General features: G+C 64.0%; 10 protein-coding genes. All 10 read left to right on the forward strand.

Annotated elements, in window-relative coordinates:
- The first annotated feature begins 2 nt into the window (after window positions 1-2).
- The 10 genes from AAFX79_03070 (at window position 3) to AAFX79_03115 (ending at window position 17,883) form a co-directional block, all read left to right on the forward strand.
- On the forward strand, window positions 3-3,239 hold the full coding sequence (locus AAFX79_03070) for an efflux RND transporter permease subunit (protein ID MEO1007523.1): 3,237 nt from the start codon (window positions 3-5) through the stop codon (window positions 3,237-3,239).
- Window positions 3,240-3,241: 2 nt separating this feature from the next.
- A complete protein-coding gene (locus tag AAFX79_03075; protein ID MEO1007524.1) occupies window positions 3,242-3,751 on the forward strand; it encodes a hypothetical protein in 510 nt (169 codons plus the stop codon).
- A 9-nt stretch (window positions 3,752-3,760) separates the two neighbouring features.
- Window positions 3,761-4,675 carry a cation diffusion facilitator family transporter gene (locus AAFX79_03080; protein ID MEO1007525.1) on the forward strand — a complete coding sequence of 305 codons (915 nt, stop codon included), beginning with the start codon at window positions 3,761-3,763 and terminating at the stop codon, window positions 4,673-4,675.
- Between the two features lie 744 nt (window positions 4,676-5,419).
- A complete protein-coding gene (locus tag AAFX79_03085) occupies window positions 5,420-6,862 on the forward strand; it encodes a TolC family protein (GenBank protein ID MEO1007526.1) in 1,443 nt (480 codons plus the stop codon).
- Window positions 6,859-8,919, forward strand: a complete 2,061-nt coding sequence (locus AAFX79_03090; protein MEO1007527.1) for an efflux RND transporter periplasmic adaptor subunit — start codon at window positions 6,859-6,861, stop codon at window positions 8,917-8,919. The genes AAFX79_03085 and AAFX79_03090 overlap by 4 nt, the downstream gene beginning before the upstream one ends.
- Window positions 8,912-12,754, forward strand: coding sequence for an efflux RND transporter permease subunit (locus AAFX79_03095; GenBank protein ID MEO1007528.1), 3,843 nt, complete (start codon window positions 8,912-8,914; stop codon window positions 12,752-12,754). The genes AAFX79_03090 and AAFX79_03095 overlap by 8 nt, the downstream gene beginning before the upstream one ends.
- Complete coding sequence (locus tag AAFX79_03100) at window positions 12,751-13,815, forward strand: hypothetical protein (protein MEO1007529.1); 1,065 nt, start codon at window positions 12,751-12,753, stop codon at window positions 13,813-13,815. Before AAFX79_03095 ends, AAFX79_03100 begins: the two co-directional genes overlap by 4 nt.
- Before the next feature lie 2 nt (window positions 13,816-13,817).
- On the forward strand, window positions 13,818-15,167 hold the full coding sequence (locus tag AAFX79_03105; protein MEO1007530.1) for an APC family permease: 1,350 nt from the start codon (window positions 13,818-13,820) through the stop codon (window positions 15,165-15,167).
- A 41-nt stretch (window positions 15,168-15,208) separates the two neighbouring features.
- Window positions 15,209-15,517, forward strand: coding sequence for a metal-sensitive transcriptional regulator (locus AAFX79_03110; protein ID MEO1007531.1), 309 nt, complete (start codon window positions 15,209-15,211; stop codon window positions 15,515-15,517).
- 8 nt (window positions 15,518-15,525) lie between these two features.
- Window positions 15,526-17,883: a heavy metal translocating P-type ATPase gene (locus AAFX79_03115; protein MEO1007532.1), complete on the forward strand. Its 2,358-nt coding sequence runs from the start codon at window positions 15,526-15,528 to the stop codon at window positions 17,881-17,883.
- The last annotated feature ends 1 nt before the right edge of the window (window position 17,884 follow it).

A 17,884-nucleotide genomic window follows, 5' to 3' on the forward strand; every position in this document is an offset into this window, starting at 1 on the left:
CCATGTTGAAAGCCGTTATCCGCTTCTCGCTCCGCTATTCCACGCTCGTGCTCATCGCGGCGGTCATGATCGTCGGCTATGCCGGTTATCGCCTGCCGAGGATGAGTGTCGATGTGTTCCCCGAACTCAACGCCCCGACCGTGACCATCATGGCCGAGGCAGGCGGGCTCGCCGCCGACGAGGTCGAGCAGTACGTCACCTTTCCCATCGAGACCGCCGTCAACGGCATGTCCGGCGTGCGGCGGGTCCGCAGTGCCAGCGCGATCGGCCTAGGCATCGTCTGGGTGGACCTTGAATGGGGCTCGGATCTGTTCGATGCCCGGCAGCTCGTGGCCGAACGGCTCGTGACCGCTCGCGAGAACCTTCCCGATGAGGTTGAACCCTTCATCACCCCGATCACCTCCATCGCGGGCGAGATCATGCTGATCTCCCTGTCGTCACCCGACGGTTCCGTCAGCCCGATGCAGCTCCGCTCATACGGCGAGTTCGACCTGCGGACCAAGATTCTCGCGGTGCCCGGCGTCGCCCAGGTCGTCGCGATCGGCGGCGAGCTGCCCGAGTACCAGGTCAATGTCGATCAGGAGCGGCTGAGGCTCTACGACCTGACCATCACGGACGTGGTCGAGGCCGCGGGCGGCGCGCACAGCACCGCGAGCGGTGGCTATCTGGTGAATGTGGATAACTTCGAGATCCCGATCCGCCAGCAGAGCCGGGTGACGCGACCGGAAGACATCGCGAACACGGTCATCAAGTACCACGAAGGCGTCCCCGTGACGATCGGTCAGGTTGCCGAGGTCATCCTCGGGCCGGCGATCAAGCGGGGTACTGCTTCTGAGGGGGGGGAGCCCGCCGTCGTGCTGTCCATCCAGAAGTCACCGGGCACCAACACGCTTGCCCTGACCGACAGTCTTGATGCGCTGTTCGATCAGATCGAGCCGACGCTTCCCGGAGGTGTCCTGCTCAACCGAGATGTTGTCCGCCAGTCGCACTTCATTGACCGCGCGGTCCACAACGTCACCAAGGTGCTTGGCGAGGCGGTCATCATCGTGCTCGTCGTCCTTGTCCTGTTCCTGATGAATCTGCGGACAACGCTCATCACGCTCACCGCGATCCCGATCTCACTGGCCGTTGGGCTCCTGATGATGGACGCGATGAACCTCGGTCTCAACGTCATGACGCTCGGCGGCCTCACGGTCGCGATCGGCGTGCTTGTCGATGACGCGATCATCGATGTGGAGAATGTCTTCCGACGCCTAAAACAGAACCGGGCCATGCCCGAGGCCGACAAGCGTCCCTTTACGGAGGTCATTTTCGACGCCAGCAACGAGATCCGACCGGCGATGGTCTTCGCCACGGTCATCATCGTCATGGTGTTCGTGCCGCTTCTCTTCCTGCAAGGGCTCGAAGGCCGCTTCTTCCAGCCCTTGGCACTCACCTACATGATCTCGATCCTCGCTTCACTGGTCGTCGCGCTGACGGTCGTGCCCGCGATGTGCCGGTTCCTGCTCAAGGGCAAACTCGGCGGCAAGCACGAGGACCGGGACGGATTCCTGGTCCGCCTTCTGAAGCGGGCGTACGAGCCGTCACTCCGGGCGGCCATTCGGTACCGGGCGTGGGTGCTCGGCACCGCCGGTGCCGTAACCGCCGCCGCACTCTTGCTGGCGAGCACGTTCGGAAGCTCGTTCCTCCCGTCGTTCAACGAGGGCACGTTCACGGTCTTCCTGCTCGCTCCTCCCGGCACATCGATCGTCGAGAGCGATCGGCTCGCAACGGAGGTCGAGAAGCAGCTCGTCCAGATCGAGGGCGTCCGGTCTGTCTCCCGTCGCACCGGCCGGGCCGAGCGTGACGAGCACGCCGAGCCGGTCAGCAACTCCGAGATCGAGGTCACCGTCGATGCAGGGAGCGACCGATTCGAGGTGCGAGAGCAGATCGACCGCATCCTCGGGGCGGTCCCTGGCATCACGACGATGGTCGGCCAGCCCATCGAGCACCGCCTCAGCCATGTGCTTTCCGGTACGCCCGCGGCGATCGCCATCAATGTCTTTGGTGAGGACCTGACCGAGCTTCGCGATGTCGCCAAGGCGATCGAGGCCGAACTCCAGGGCCTGCCGGGTGCTCGCGATGTCAACGCGAATCGTGAGGTCCTGATCACATCCCTTCCCATCCGCTACCGGCACGCCGAGCTCGCGGCGGTCGGTCTCAGCCCCGCCGACGCCGCGGAGCAGGTCCGCGAAGCTCTCTATGGCGAGGTCGTGGATACGGTGAACCAAGGAGTGCGGCAGTACGACCTCGTCGTGCGGCTCGCACCCGAGGAACGCGAGTCCATCCGGCAGGTCCGCGACCTGCTGCTCAGGGGCCGGGGAGGGGCCACCGTTCGATTGAGCGATGTCGCCGACATCGGCCCCGAGCGATCGAGCAACCTCATCACCCGCGAGAACGCACAGCGCAAGGCGGTGGTGTCGCTCAATGTGGCCGAAGGGTCCAACTTGGGCGACTTGGTGGCCCAGGTGCAGGAGCGTGTCGATCCGATTGTCCAACGGGCCGGCATGACCGTGTCCTACGGCGGTCAGTTCGAGGCGCAGCAGTCGGCCTCCCGGACCATTCTCGTGGCGGGCGTTGCGGTCGTACTCATCATGCTCATGCTGCTCCAGATCTCGACGGGATCAATGCGGGCCGCTGTGCTTGTGATGCTCAACATGCCCCTCGCGCTCATCGGCGGCATTGCGGCGATCTATATCACCGAGGGGGGTGGGCTGGTCCACAACACCTTGGCGTTGATCGGCATCGGTGGCCCGTACATCCCGCCCGTGGTGTCCATCGCCAGCCTTGTCGGCTTCATCACCCTCTTCGGGATCGCCGTTCGTAACGGCATCCTGCTCATCAATCATTATAATCACCTCATGGAAGCCGAGGGCGTCCCCCTCGGCGAGGCCATCGTCCAAGGGTCCATGGAGCGGCTCGTGCCGATCCTGATGACCGCGATCTCGGCGGTGCTCGGGCTCGTGCCGCTGGCGCTGGCCGCGGGTGAACCGGGCAGCGAACTGCTCGCGCCCCTCGCCATCGTCACCCTCGGAGGACTGCTGACCTCCACGTTCCTGAATCTCATTGTCGTCCCGGCGGGATACTCGCTTGTCTTCGGCCACAAGCCCGAGCGTCGTCCTGCTGGCCATCCATCCGTGCTTTCCCGGCTTGTCGGTGTGTTCCGCCGACCCAAGGCCATCACCTCGAAGGAGTCCTGAACATGAACGATCTCATCAAGATGCTCGCTGTTGCCGGTACGGCCGTCGCACTTTCGGTCTCGCTGCCTGGCTGTGGGGAGTCCTCAGAATCAGAGTCCGCCGAAGCGCACTCCGCAGACGACGGTCATGATCACGCTGATGACGGCGACGACCATGAGGGGCACGACCATGCCGAGGGTGAACACGGCGAGCACGACCACGGCGAGATGCGGTCGCTTGGCAGCGTGACGATCGCCGGAACGGCGCTGGCGGTCTCGGTATCCAGCGACATCAAGCCTTCTTCCGAAGTGCATCTCGATCTCGAAGTCGAGTCCGGGCCAATCCCCGCCGCAGTGCGTTTCTGGATCGGCGATGAGGCCGGGACGGGCGCGCTGAAATCGAAGGCGGACGCCCACGACGACCATTTCCACGGCCAGACCGAATCGCCCGCTACCATGGCCGGTGCGAGCCTGTGGATCGAGATCGAGACCGCCAGCGGCGAACGTCAGACCGCGGCCGTATCCCTCGAATAGGCATCCTCTATGAGCGGCCATGACCATCATCACGGATCCGATCTCGGAACCCGCCGGCTCGCCTGGGCCGTCGCCATCAACCTTCTGCTGACGGCGGCCCAGGTGGTCGGGGGCGTGCTGTCCGGCAGCCTTTCCCTCGTCGCCGATGCTCTGCACAACTTCAGTGACGCAGCCGGGTTGCTGCTCGCGCTGGTCGCAAGGCGGATCTCCAAGCGGCCCGCAGACGAGCAGCGTACCTTCGGCTACGGGCGAGCCGAAGTCGTCGGCGGACTGATCAACCTCACGTCCATCATGGTCATCGCGGGTTATCTGCTTATCGAGGCCGTCACCCGCACATTCGACCGGCCAGAGGTCGATGGATGGATGGTAGTGATCGTCGCGGGAATCGCATTTGTCGTTGATGCGGCGACTGCGTTGCTCACATACTCGATGTCCAAGGGCAGTGTGAACATCAAGGCCGCGTTCCTGCACAACATCGCCGACGCGCTGGCCTCGGTGGCGGTCATCATCACCGGCACCTTGATCATCCTGTTTGACTGGTACTGGACCGACATCGTCGCGACCATTGGAATCTCGGTCTACATCGTGTGGGTGTCGTGGTCGCCGATGCAGCGTTGCATCCGGATTCTGATGCAAAGCACACCAGAGCATCTGTCGATCAATTTGATCGCGGAGTCGCTCAGCCTAATCGAGGGGGTAGATGCCGTTGCCCATCTGCATATCTGGCCGATCGACGAGCGGACCACTTCTTTGGAGGTATCGGTTGGTGTCGCAGAAAATGCAACCATTCAAGATATCGAGCGGATTCGCCGCGATGCCATCGATCTGTTGACCAAGCGTTACGGCATCCACCACGTCACGTTCGAAGCTAGGCTGCTCGTAGAGGTGGCCGATCGTGGGCTCATACAGGACCACATCCCCTAATGCAGAGATCAATCACGTAAGCTGTAGACAGGATCACGAAGGATTTACGACTCTTGCACGACCAGGAACTCTAGTCATGTAGTCTGTGTCGTGATCTACTGCATGTTCGGCATCCGTTTTGTTTTCGTTCGCATCCTGTACTCTCGGCACCTTCGCTGGTTGGATTAATCGCCGACGAAATATTTGAGCCCGCGTCAGCGTTCACTTGCGACCTATCCGAAGTAGACTTCAATCGTGACACGTTTTCTTCCCATCCTGTTGCTCGCCACGGCCGGCCTTCTGCGGCTTCCAGGTCCAACTTGGGGATCGCATGGCGGTTGTGGCCATGCAGAGTGCGTGGCGGAAGTCGTTTCGCCTCCTGAAACCGGTTGCTGCGATTCGGAGCCTTCGGCTGCCGACTTCTGCCCGATGAGCAACGGGCCATGCGAGTGCCGGGTATCCCCTCTCCCTGATCGTCAGCCGGCACCGGATACTCCGTTGCCAAGGACAGATCGTGATTCGGTGACGGCAGTTCCGACTCCGCCCATCCGGGTGGAGATCGAGGTTGTTGCACAGCGACGATCATTCGTTTGGTCTTCAAGCCCGCTGAGCCTGCTCGCGGGGCTGACCCACAACGAGATCCAGGCGCTCCTCGGTATTTGGCGAACGTAGAGCCCAAGCTCGGTAGGGACAGTGCGCGCTCATATAGGCCGTGCTGACCTCGCTTGTCCCGCTCTCCAATCACCAGAAACTCAGGAGCCATCCATGGCATCGCGAATTGCCGCGAGCGCGATCTGCGCCGCAGCGGCTGGTCTGCTCGCGGGGTGTTCGTCCCCGTTCGATCGGCCCCACAACATCACGCAGTCACACGACCGAACGCTGCCGCGGGGGATCGAGCAGACGCCTCCGTCTGCCTTCCGGGAATCCTCGGCATCAACCGAGATGCTCGGGCCATCAATCGCGCCAGACGCCTCGCCCGATGCGTTTGTCCGCTACGCCCTGTACCACAGCCCCGAGGTTGAGGCGGCGTACCAGCGCTGGCGTGCTTCCGCCGAGCGGCTACCTCAGGTCGGCGCGCTACCCGATCCTCGATTGAGTGTCGGATTCTTTCTCGAAGAGGTGCAGACGCGTACTGGCCCGCAGGAGGCGAGAGTCGGCGTCAGTCAGGCATTCCCGTGGCCGGGCCAGCTCCAAAATCGAGAGGACGCAGCGTCGAAGGCGGCGGCGGCGGCTTGGAGGCGATTCGAAGCCGTCCGGCTGTCTGTGACCGAGCGTGTCGTATCGACCCTGCACGATCTGGCGTACCTCGACGCGACGATCTCGATCACCGATGAGAACCTTGAACTGCTGCGGTCCTTCGAAGAAGTGCTGCGGGCTCGCTACCGCGTGGGATCGGGGTCGCACCCGGAGTTGATCCGTGTACAGGTAGAACTCGGTCAGCTCGAAGACCGGCTCACCCAGCTCCGGTCGATGCGCCCGGCCTATGTCGCCGAGTTGAACGCCGCTCTCAATCGCCCGTCCGGTGAAGAGGTCGCGAGGATGACCGGCTTGCCTGGACGGATCGCCTCAGTTGATGCCGATGGGCTCGCTGAGATCGCCCGGCGCTCGAATCCGATGCTGCTGGCTATGGACGAGCAGATCGAAGAGCAGCGGCTACTGTCCGAGGTTGCAAGGCGGGATGGGCTGCCGGAGTTCATGGTGGGCCTGGATTACATCGTCACAGGCGAGGCGATGAACAGTTCGACGCCGGGCAGCGGCGATGATCCGATTCTTCTGAACTTCGGCATCAGCCTTCCCATCTGGCGTGACAAGTACGACGCGGGCGTTCGTGAGGCGCTTGCGCGGCGGCTGGCGGTCGCCGGCGAGCGCGCCGACCAAGCCAACCGCATCGCCGCGGGCATCCACCGAGCGTGGTTCGAGCATACGGACGCTGACCGTCGGGTCCGGCTGTACGAGAACACCCTCATCCCTAAGGCCGAGGAATCGCTTCGCGCTTCGCTCGCCGGCTTTCGGGCGGGCGAGACGAGTTTTCTGGACCTGCTTGACACGGAGCGGACGCTGCTGGAGTTCGCCATCGCGGCCGAGCGCGCACGGGCGGACCGAGGCAAAGCACTCGCGCGGCTCAATGCGCTCGTCGGTGAACCCGTTCCCACAGACGCTGCGGCTCCTTCCGCACGAACTGATCCTTCTGACGAGGTGCAGCCATGAACACCGTCCTCGCACGCCTCCGCGTCACAATCGGTTGGGTATGGAAGCACGCCGCGGCGGGAATCGCAGTCGCGCTCATTATCGCGGCGCTGGTCATCGGCTATCGGATTGGTCGTCCCGCCCCAGAGCCCGCAACTGAACTGGCGGCGGAGGCCCACGAGCACGGCGAAGACACGAGCCAACCGCAGATGTACACATGCTCGATGCATCCGTCTGTTCGCCTGCCTGACCCAGATGCTAAGTGCCCGATCTGCTTCATGGACCTCATCCCGGTCACCGCGGATGAGGGCGAGGGGAATGAACTGCGTGTCAGGATGAGCGAGGCGGCCGCCGCGCTCAGCCGGATCGAGACAGCCCCGGTCGGCCGGTTCTTCCCGACGGCCGAGGTGCGGATGTATGGCAAGGTCACCTACGACGAAACTTCGGTGGCGCGACTGACGGCGTACTTCCCGGGGCGGATCGAGCGGTTGTTTGTCAACTATGTCGGTGTTCCGGTGTCGGCCGGAGACCACATGGCCGAGGTGTACAGCCCGGAGTTGCTCGCGGCTTTCGAGGAACTTCGACAGGTTGCCTCTGCGGCCACGGATACAAGCTCCGGCAGCGAACTGCTGCGATCCGCCACGCGGGACACATTGGCGGCGGCACGCGAGAAGCTGCGGTTGTTTGGTCTGACCTCGGAGCAGATTATCGCGGTCGAGGAAGGCCGCTTCGAATCGGATCACCTGCCCATCTATGCCCCGATCGGAGGCGTTGTCACGCATCTGGCGGTGCGCGAGGGGGACTATGTGCAGACAGGCGATCCGATCGCGACGGTCGCCGACCTGTCTCGCCTGTGGGTGGATATGGAGGCGTACGAGTCGCAGCTCCCGCTGCTCCGCTGGGGGCAGCCCGTGACGTTCACGGTCGAGGCGCACCCGGGCGATGTGTTCGAGGGACGCGTCTCGTTCATCGAGCCGATGGTCGACGAGAGGACCAGGACCGCAGCGGTACGGATCGCGGTGGAGAACGAGCGGAATCGGCTCAAGCCGGGGATGTTCGCGTCCGGCACCGTCCGTACCCGCATCGCGAAGGATGGTGCGGTTGTCAACGATGAACTCGCCGGACGCTGGGTGAGCCCGATGCACCCGACCGTCGTCAAGGACGGGCCGGGGCAGTGCGACATCTGCGGGATGGACCTGGTGCCCGCCGAATCGCTCGGCGTGGTCGGCAATCCGAGCGCGGCCGAGGAGCCCCTGGTCATCCCCCGCTCGTCGGTCCTCTTCACCGGGACGCGATCGGTGGTGTATGTCGAGGTGCCCGATGCCGACAAGCCAACCTACGAGGGGAGGGTGATCGTGCTCGGGCCGCGGGCGGGCGATTTCTACATCGTCCGCGAAGGCTTGAGCAGAGGCGAACGCGTGGTGGTCAATGGCGCGTTCCGGATCGACAGCGCCATGCAGATCGCGGCAAAGCCGAGCATGATGACGCCCGCCGGTGGCGGTGGGAGCGACCCGCACGCAGGGCACGGCGGCACATCCGACGGCGCGATGCCGACCATGCCCGAGCGCGTCAGCGTGCCCGACAGCTTCGTGTTCGCGCTCAAGCCGATCTACGCGGCGTACCTCGACGCCCAGGAGGCGCTCGCGGCGGACGACCTCGGCGGGTTTTCGCAGGCGGCCGCGGACCTCCGAACCGCGATCGGCTTCGTCGAAGAGGCCGGACTGGTCGGCGAACCGCTCGGCGAGTGGCGGCGGGCCGCGGCCCGGCTGCGTGTCGAGCCGGGTATCACAGATATTGAGATCGCTCGGACTAAGTTCGAGGGCATGAGCGAGGCGGTCATCGCGCTCCAGCGTCGTTTCGGGCACCGGGGGAGCGAAGAATGGCAACTCGCGCACTGCCCTATGGCTTTCGATAACCAGGGAGCCGACTGGCTCCAGCGCGGCGAACAGATCAACAACCCATACTTCGGCGCAAGCATGCTCCGGTGCGGGGAGATCCGCGAGTCCTTTGAGCCGCTCAACGGTGACGCTATGAACAGCGCGACCGAGGGAAGCAGCGAGGGTCACGATCATGAGTGACCACGCCCCGACCACTCCTCCAACTCCCCGCGGACCGCTCAACACCGTGATCCGGTTCTGTCTGGAGCAGAAACTGGTGGTGGCGATCCTCCTAGTCGGTACGCTCTTCTGGGGTGTGCTCGTCGCGCCCTTCGACTGGGAATGGGGGGGGCTACCGCGGGATCCGGTGCCGGTCGACGCGATTCCGGATATCGGCGAGAACCAGCAGATCGTGTTCACCGAGTGGCCCGGTCGGAGCCCTCAGGACATCGACGACCAGATCAGCTACCCCATGACCGTGGCGATGCTGGGCGTCCCCGGTGTGAAGGACATACGCAGCTACTCGGTCTTCGGGTTCTCTTCGATCTACATCGTGTTCGAGGATGGGATCGACTTCTACTGGTCGCGCTCGCGTGTGCTTGAGAAGCTCAACTCGCTGCCAGCGGGCACGCTGCCGACCGGCGTCACGCCTGCTCTGGGTCCGGACGCCACGGCGCTCGGGCAGGTGTTCTGGTACACGCTGGAAGGACGCGATCCCGATGGGAATCCGACCGGCGGCTGGGACCCGCACGAGCTGCGCTCCATCCAGGACTTCATCGTCAAGTACAAACTCGCGGGAGTGCAGGGCGTCTCCGAGGTTGCCTCCATCGGCGGGTTCGTGCAGGAGTATCAGGTCGATGTGAACCCCGACGCGATGCGGGCCGCCGGCGTCTCGCTCGGCCAGGTCATCGGCGCGGTCCGGCAGAGCAATATCGATGTCGGCGCGCGGACCATCGAGGTGAACCGGGCCGAGTACATCGTGCGCGGGCTCGGGTTCATCGAATCGGTTGAAGACCTGGAGCAGGCGGCCATCACCGCGCGGGATGGGCAGCCGATCCTGATCAGAGACATCGCGAAGGTCTCGCTGGGTCCCGCCCTGCGGCGGGGCGTGCTCACCAAGGCCGGCGAGGAGGCGGTGGGCGGTGTCGTGGTCGTTCGCTACGGCGAGAACCCGATGGCGACCATACAGCGCGTCAAGGACACGATCGCCGACACCGCCTCGGGTTTGCCGTCGAAGGTTCTCGCCGACGGCACCGAAAGCCGCGTGACGATCGTGCCCTTTTACGACCGCTCGGGACTGATCCGCGAGACCCTCCAGACGCTCAACTCAGCGATTTCCCAGCAGGTGCTGGTGACGATCATCGTCGTGGTGCTCATGGTGATGCACCTGCGCAGCAGCCTGCTCATCGGCGCGATGCTCCCGATCACGGTGCTGATGACCTTCATCGGTATGAAGCTGTTCCGCGTCGACGCGAACATCGTCGCCCTCTCGGGCATCGCGATCGCGATCGGCACCATCGTCGACATGGGCATTGTGCTCAGCGAGAACATCCTTCGCCGTCTCGATGAAGCCGCCGTGGACGAGGCGAATCGAGAGCCGACCATCGAAACGATCTACCGCGCGACGACCGAGGTCGGGAGCGCCGTGCTGACCGCGGTGGCCACAACCGTAGTCAGTTTTCTGCCGGTCTTCACGATGGAGGCCGCCGAGGGTAAGCTTTTCAAGCCGCTCGCGTACACCAAGACCTTCGCATTGATCGCCTCGATCATCATCGCCCTGACCATCCTGCCCGCGGCGGCGCATGTCCTTATGGGGTTCCGGCTCCGTGCCGGGGCGGTACGCACGGCGGCTGCCGCGGCGCTCACCGTGACGGGCTTGGCGGTCGCGGTCTTCGTGCAACCGCTCGGCGGCCTGATCCTCGCGGCGTTCGGCGCGTTCTATCTCGCTCGACCGTGGCTGCCCAAGATTGTCGCGCGGGGCCTCCAATGGTCGGCGAATCTCGTGGCGGTCATAGTCGTGCTCGTCGTCCTGGCTGGCGCGTGGGAGCCGCTCGGCCCCGAACCGGGAGTGGTAGGCAATGCAGTATTCATCGGAGTGATCGTCGGCGGGATTTTGCTCGCATTCTGGGCCGTGCGTCTGGCATTCCCGCATGTGCTCGCGTGGACACTGCGCCACAAACTCATCGGACTCTCACCAGCTCTCCTCGTAGTTCTGCTGGGCGCGACGACATGGCTTGGCTTTGATCGAGTTTTCGGATGGCTGCCGGACTCGATCCGCAGTAACGAAACAATGGTCGAGATCGCGCACGCTTTCCCCGGACTGGGAAGCGAGTTCATGCCCTCGCTCGATGAGGGCGCGTTCCTCTACATGCCCACCACGATGACGCACGCTTCGATCGGCGAGGCGACGGACATCCTCAAGGAACTCGATCGCCGCATCATGAGCGTGCCCGAGGTCGAGATGGCCGTGGGCAAGATCGGTCGTGTCGAGAGCCCGCTCGATCCCGCGCCGATCTCGATGGTCGAGACGGTCATCCAGTACCAGAGCGAGTACCGCACCGATGATCAAGGCCGACGGGTGAACTTTCGCTATGACGAGTCAGCGGACGAGTTTGTCCGAGACGAGCGGGGCGAGCTGATTCCCGACGAGGACGGCCGACCATACCGGCAGTGGCGGGACGAGATCGAATCCCAACAGGACATCTGGGACGCGATCGTGGCGGCGGCGGAGATGCCGGGTGTGACGAGCGCGCCAAAGCTCCAGCCGATCGAGACCCGCATCGTCATGCTCCAGTCCGGCTTCCGTGCGCCCATGGGCATCAAGGTCTACGGACCGGACCTGGAGACCATCGAATCGTTCGGGCTCGAACTGGAACAGCTGCTCAAGCAGGTCCCCAGCGTGCAGCCCGCGGCGGTATTCGCCGACCGCGTCGTCGGCAAGCCCTACCTTGAGATCGACATCGACCGCGAGCGGATCGCCCGCTACGGGCTGCGCATCGCCGATGTTCAGGAGGTCATCGAGGTCGCCATCGGCGGCAAGCCGCTGACCATGACCGTCGAAGGCCGGGAACGCTATCCCATCCGGGTGCGCTACCTGCGGGAACTGCGCGACCAGCCCGAGACGCTGGGCGACATCCTCGTGCCCACGCCGATGGGAGCGCAGGTGCCTCTTCGTGAGTTGGCCACACTGGAGTATCGCCGCGGGCCGCAGATGATCAAGAGCGAGGACACCTTCCTCGTCGCCTATGTGCTGTTCGACAAGATGCCCGCCGAGGCGGAAGTGTCGGTTGTGCGGGACGCTCAGGCGTTCATCCAGGAAGCGATCAGTTCCGGCGATCTCGTGGTGCCTGCGGGCGTCAGCTACGAGTTTTCCGGTTCGTACAAGAATCAGGTCCGGGCCGCCAAGCGGATGAGCATTGTCCTGCCGCTCTCGCTGGCGGTGATCTTCCTCCTGCTCTACTTCCAGTTCCGCAAGGTGGGCGTCACCCTGATGGTCTTCAGCGGGGTGTTCGTCGCGTGGGGCGGTGGGTTCCTGATGCTGTGGCTCTACGCCCAGCCGTGGTTCCTCGAAACCTCGCTGCTGGGTACGAATCTCCGCGAACTCTTCCAGATCCGGGAGTTCAACCTGAGCATCGCCGTCTGGGTGGGGTTCCTCGCGCTCTTCGGCATCGCCACCGACGACGGCGTCATCATGGCCACCCGCATCGAGCAGTCGATGGCGGAAAGCAAGCCTCAGTCGATCGAGGCCATCCGAAAGGCCGTCGTTGATGGTGGACAGCTCCGTATCCGTGCGGCTGTCATGACCAGCGCCACCACCATTCTCGCGCTGCTCCCGGTGCTTACCAGCACGGGTCGCGGCTCGGACATCATGGTTCCCATGGCCATCCCTTCGTTCGGGGGCATGGCCGTCGCGTCCATCACTTGGTTCGTCGTTCCCATCCTGTACTGCTGGGCGCAGGAGTGGAAATTCCGTTTGTCACACGCACGCCCAGCGTCCAACACCAATGTGCCCCCGGCACAAGGAGATTCTGTATGAAGCCCGCAACCCTGATCACGTGCATCTGTCTGATCTCGTCGACTGCTCTTGTATCGGCGCAGGATTACGACTCCGGTTCGCACACCCAACAGGCTGCCGAGCCCGTCAACACCATGTGCCCGATCGGCAAGGAGCCGATCGTTCCCTCCGCGGGAACCGTCGAGTACAAGGGCAAGACCATCGGCCTCTGCTGCCCCGGCTGCGGCGAGGCGTTCCTCGCCTGGGATGAAATCCGCAAGGACGAGTTCGTCGTACTGGCCGCAGCGGGCCGCGAGCCCGGTTCGGAGCGACATGGCCAGCCCGACGACGAATCCCCAACGGGCACGGCCTCACCCGGGCCGACCTACCCGTACACCCTGCCCGACTGCCCCGTCGGCGGCCCCCTCGGATCGATGGGCGATCCGATCGTCAAGGTCTACGACAACCGAGAGGTGCGCTTCTGCTGCGCCGGCTGCATCGAAGAGTTTGAGGGCAACGAGGCCAAGTACTGGGGTGAGATAGACGAGAAGATCGTCGAGCAGCAGCTCATGCACTACCCCATCGACACCTGCATCGTCACCGGCGAAAAGCTGGGCGCTAACGCCGTGAACCATGTGCACAACAACCGCCTTGTCCGACTCGCGAGCGCCGACGCGGTTGCCGCGTTCAAGACCGATCCGAAGAAGTACCTGGATGCTCTCGACAAGCGAATCATCGACTCACAGCTCCCCGGATACCCGATGGACAACTGCCCCGTCGGTGGTCCGCTCGGCTCGATGGGTGAGCCGGTCAACTTCATCTACATGAACCGCCTCGTCCGCCTGTGCTGTGGTGCCTGCGAAAGGTCCATCGCCACTGAGCCTGCAAAGTACATGGCCAAACTCGATGCCGCGTACGCCGATCAGCAGCGTGACGATTACGCCCTTGACACCTGCGTCGTCACCGGTGCGAAGCTGGGTTCCATGGGCGATCCGGTTGAGCTCGTCGCCGGAACGAGACTGGTTCGCTTCTGCTGCGCCGGCTGCCTGCCGAAGTTCAAGGCGAACCCGGCCGAGTTCCTCGTCAAGATGCCGCAGGATTGAGCATGGCAGAACACGACGAGCACAATCACGGGTCCGAGTACCGCAGCGGCAGCCTCACGCTTACCGGATCGATCGCGATGGGAACCGGCGTCATGATCGGCGCGGGCATATTCGCCCTGACCGGTCAGGTCGCCGAGCTCGCCGGCGGGCTCTTTCCCGTAGCATTCATCGCGGCGGCTGTGGTGGTGGCTTTCAGCGCATACTCGTACATCAAGGTCTGCAACGAGTACCCGTCCGCGGGCGGCATCGCGATGATCCTCAAGAAGGCGTACGGCCCGGGCGTTGTCACCGCGGGCTGCTCGCTGCTGATGTACTTCTCGATGGTCATCAACGAGAGCCTCGTCGCCCGCACGTTCGGCACATACACGATGCGGATCTTCGGCGAGGGGTCCGACTCATGGCTCGTGCCCGCGCTCGGCGTCGGTTTGATCGTCGTCGCGTTTGTTGTCAACCTACTTGGCAACCAGGTCATCGGCGGGCTGAGCAAGGTCACCGCGATCGTCAAGATCGTCGGCATCGCGGCCTTCGCGGGCATCGGACTCTGGGTGTCGGGGCTCTCCTTCGACACGCTGGCGGGCGATGGCGCATCATCCGACGCCCAGGGCGGCATTACCGGGTTTCTGGCCGCCGTCGCACTGTCGATCCTGGCATACAAGGGTTTCACGACCATCACCAACAGCGGTGATGAGATCAAGGAGCCCAAGAAGAACGTCGGCCGATCCATTATCTTCAGCCTGCTCATCTGCACCGGGCTCTACCTGCTCGTGACGCTCGCCGTCGCGGGCAACCTTAGCGTGGATGAGATCATCGCCGCTCGCGACTCGTCGCTCGCCGAGGCCGCCCGTCCGGCGGTCGGTCAGTGGGGCGAGTGGCTGACGATCGGCCTTGCGATCGTGGCCACTATCTCCGGCATCATCGCAAGTATGTTCGCCGTCTCCCGGATGCTCGCGATGCTCACGGACATGAAGCTGGTCCCGCACAGCCACTTCGGCATGCCGGGTCGCATCCAGAAGCACACACTGGTGTACACCGCTGTTGTCGCGCTCGCACTTACCGTCTTCTTCGACCTCAGCCGAATCGCCTCTCTCGGCGCAATCTTCTACATCGTGATGGACATGGCGATCCATTGGGGCGTGTTCAAGTACCTGCGAACAGAGCTGAACGCCAAGGCGTGGGTCCTTCTGACCGCCCTCATCCTCGACGCCGTCGTGCTCGGGGCCTTCCTTTACCTCAAGCTCACCACCGACCCGCTCGTAGTAGCCGTGTCGCTGGGGGGAATGGCCCTGATCTTCGGAGCCGAATGGTGGTTTCTAAGAACCGGGGACGAGAGGGGGAAGGCGGAGACGGACTGAGGGCTTGACAACCGCGGGCCTCTCACATACCCTTAGGGGGTATGGGTACCAAAAAGACACATCGGACAGCTCATGGGGTCTGCCCGGCCGATCGAGAGGCCAACCTCGCACGCCTGAAGCGGATCGAGGGCCAGGTGCGAGGCATCGCCCAGATGGTCGAACAGGATCGGTACTGCGTCGACGTGATGACCCAGATCGCAGCGGTGCAGCAGGCCCTCCGCGGCGTTGGCCGCGAAGTGCTGCGCCACCATCTGAAGCACTGCATAACGGAGGCCGCGGGGAAGGGCGAGAAGGCTCTTAATGCGGCCAGCGATGAGCTGATCGATCTGCTCTACAAGAACGCCCGATAGGAGGATCCATGGCACGCGACCCAGTATGTGGCATGACCGTCACCCGCGAGAACGCCGCGGCGACCATCGAGCATGACAGTACCGAGTATCTTTTCTGCAGTACGCACTGCGCCGACAAATTCAGGGCCGATCCCGAGCGATTTGTGCCAAGCGGCGATCCGGGTATGCCACAACCAGCAGCGTCGCACTCCTGTTGCTCACACACGCACTCGGACCACGCATCGCCACGGCACGAGGGTCCGAAAGATGCCATCTACACCTGCCCCATGCACCCCGAGGTTCGCCAGATCGGACCAGGTGACTGCCCGAAGTGCGGAATGGCACTTGAGCCACTCGACCCGACCGCGGCACATGACGACACCGAGCTGCGGGACATGACCCGTCGCTTCTGGGTCGCCACCGCCTTCACCGCGCCGCTGCTGGTGTATGTGATGGGCAACATGCTCTTCGGACACCCGTTCCTCAAGTGGATTGATCCAGCAGTGAGCCAGTGGGGTGAGCTGGTCCTCGCAACCCCCGTGGTGCTCTGGTGCGCCTGGCCGTTCTTCGTCCGGGGCGTTCGATCCGTCCGCGCATTGCAGCCCAACATGTGGACGCTGATATCGATCGGCGTCTCTCTGGCATACGTCTACAGCGTGGTGGCCACGATCGCCCCGCAGCTCTTCCCGGATTCCCTGCGGGACGAGTCGGGGCGGGTCGGGGTCTACTACGAGGCAGCCGCGGTGATCGTCACGCTGGTGCTGCTTGGGCAGGTCATGGAACTCCGCGCCCGAAGACGGACCGGCGGCGCGATCCGAGAACTTCTTGAACTCGCGCCCCCGATCGCCCGTCGAATTTCCGACGATGGAAGCGAGCAGGATGTCGCGGTCGAGGAACTACACCCAGGCGATCGTGTCAGGGTCCGACCGGGTGACAAGGTCCCTATCGACGGAGAGGTCCTCGAGGGGCGAAGTACCATCGATGAGTCGATGCTGACCGGTGAGCCAGTGCCGGTGGAGAAGACGAGCGGCGACAGAGTCACCGGTGGGACGGTGAACAAGGCGGGCTCGTTCGTCATGCGGGTCAGCCGGACCGGGTCGGATACGACCCTCGCCCAGATCGTCCAGATGGTCGCCGAGGCCCAAAGATCCCGAGCGCCTATCCAGCGGCTCGCGGACGCGGTCGCGGCCTGGTTCGTGCCGATCGTCGTTGTCATCGCCATCATCGCCTTCGGCACGTGGATGCTGGTCGGACCGTCGCCGGCCTTCAGCTACGCCTTGGTCGCGGCGGTATCCGTGCTCATCATCGCCTGCCCGTGCGCCCTCGGGCTGGCCACACCTATGTCGATCATGGTTGCGGCCGGTCAAGGGGCCAAGCAGGGCGTGCTGATCAAGAACGCCGCGGCGCTCGAGACCTTCGAGAAGATCACCACCATCGTCGTCGACAAGACCGGAACCCTCACCGAAGGCAGGCCAGAACTCGTGGTGGCCGAGGTGGCGGAAGGCATGGATGAACAGCGAGTACTCGCTCTGCTCGCGGCGGCGGAGCGGGGCAGTGAGCATCCCCTTGCCGAAGCAATCGTCTCCGGCCTGGAAAGCAGGACCGAGCTGCGTTTCGACGCCGCGGACTTCGAGAGCATCACCGGCAAAGGAATCATCGCCACGGTTGACGGCGTGCGTGTAGCCATCGGTTCGCCCGCGCTGATGCGAGATGAGGGCGTTGCCGTTGAGTCCATGGCCGAACGTGCCGATGAGCAGCGGCGCAAGGGCGGGACCTCGATGTTCGCCTCGATCGATGGAACGCCGGCAGCCCTTCTTGCCGTTGCCGACCCGATCAAGAAGTCCACTAGGCAAGCGATCGACGCCCTGCACCGGCAGGGAATGACGGTGGTCATGCTCACCGGTGACAATCGCACCACGGCGCAGGCCATCGCCGACCAACTCGGCATTGACCGCGTCGAGGCGGAGGTGCTGCCGGACCAGAAGGCCGAGATCATCCGCAAACTCCAGAGCGAGGGCCAGAAGGTCGCAATGGCGGGAGACGGCGTCAACGACGCCCCCGCCCTCGCTCAGGCCGATGTCGGTGTCGCTATGGGCACCGGGGCCGGTGTGGCGATCGAGAGCGCCTCGATGACACTTGTCGGTGGTGATCTCAACGGTCTGGTGCGGGCACGCGAACTGAGCCGCGCGACGATGCGGAACATCCGCCAGAATTTGTTCTTCGCCTTCGCCTACAACGCCGCGGGCGTGCCGATCGCCGCGGGTATCTTGTATCCGGTGTTCGGCGTCCTGCTGAGCCCCATGATTGCCGCGGCGGCAATGAGCCTCAGTTCGGTTTCGGTGATTACCAATGCACTTCGGTTGCGGTGGATCACTTCGAGCTCCTAGC

This window comes from Planctomycetota bacterium (assembly GCA_039819165.1).
Classification (GTDB): Bacteria; Planctomycetota; Phycisphaerae; order Phycisphaerales; family UBA1924; genus JAHCJI01.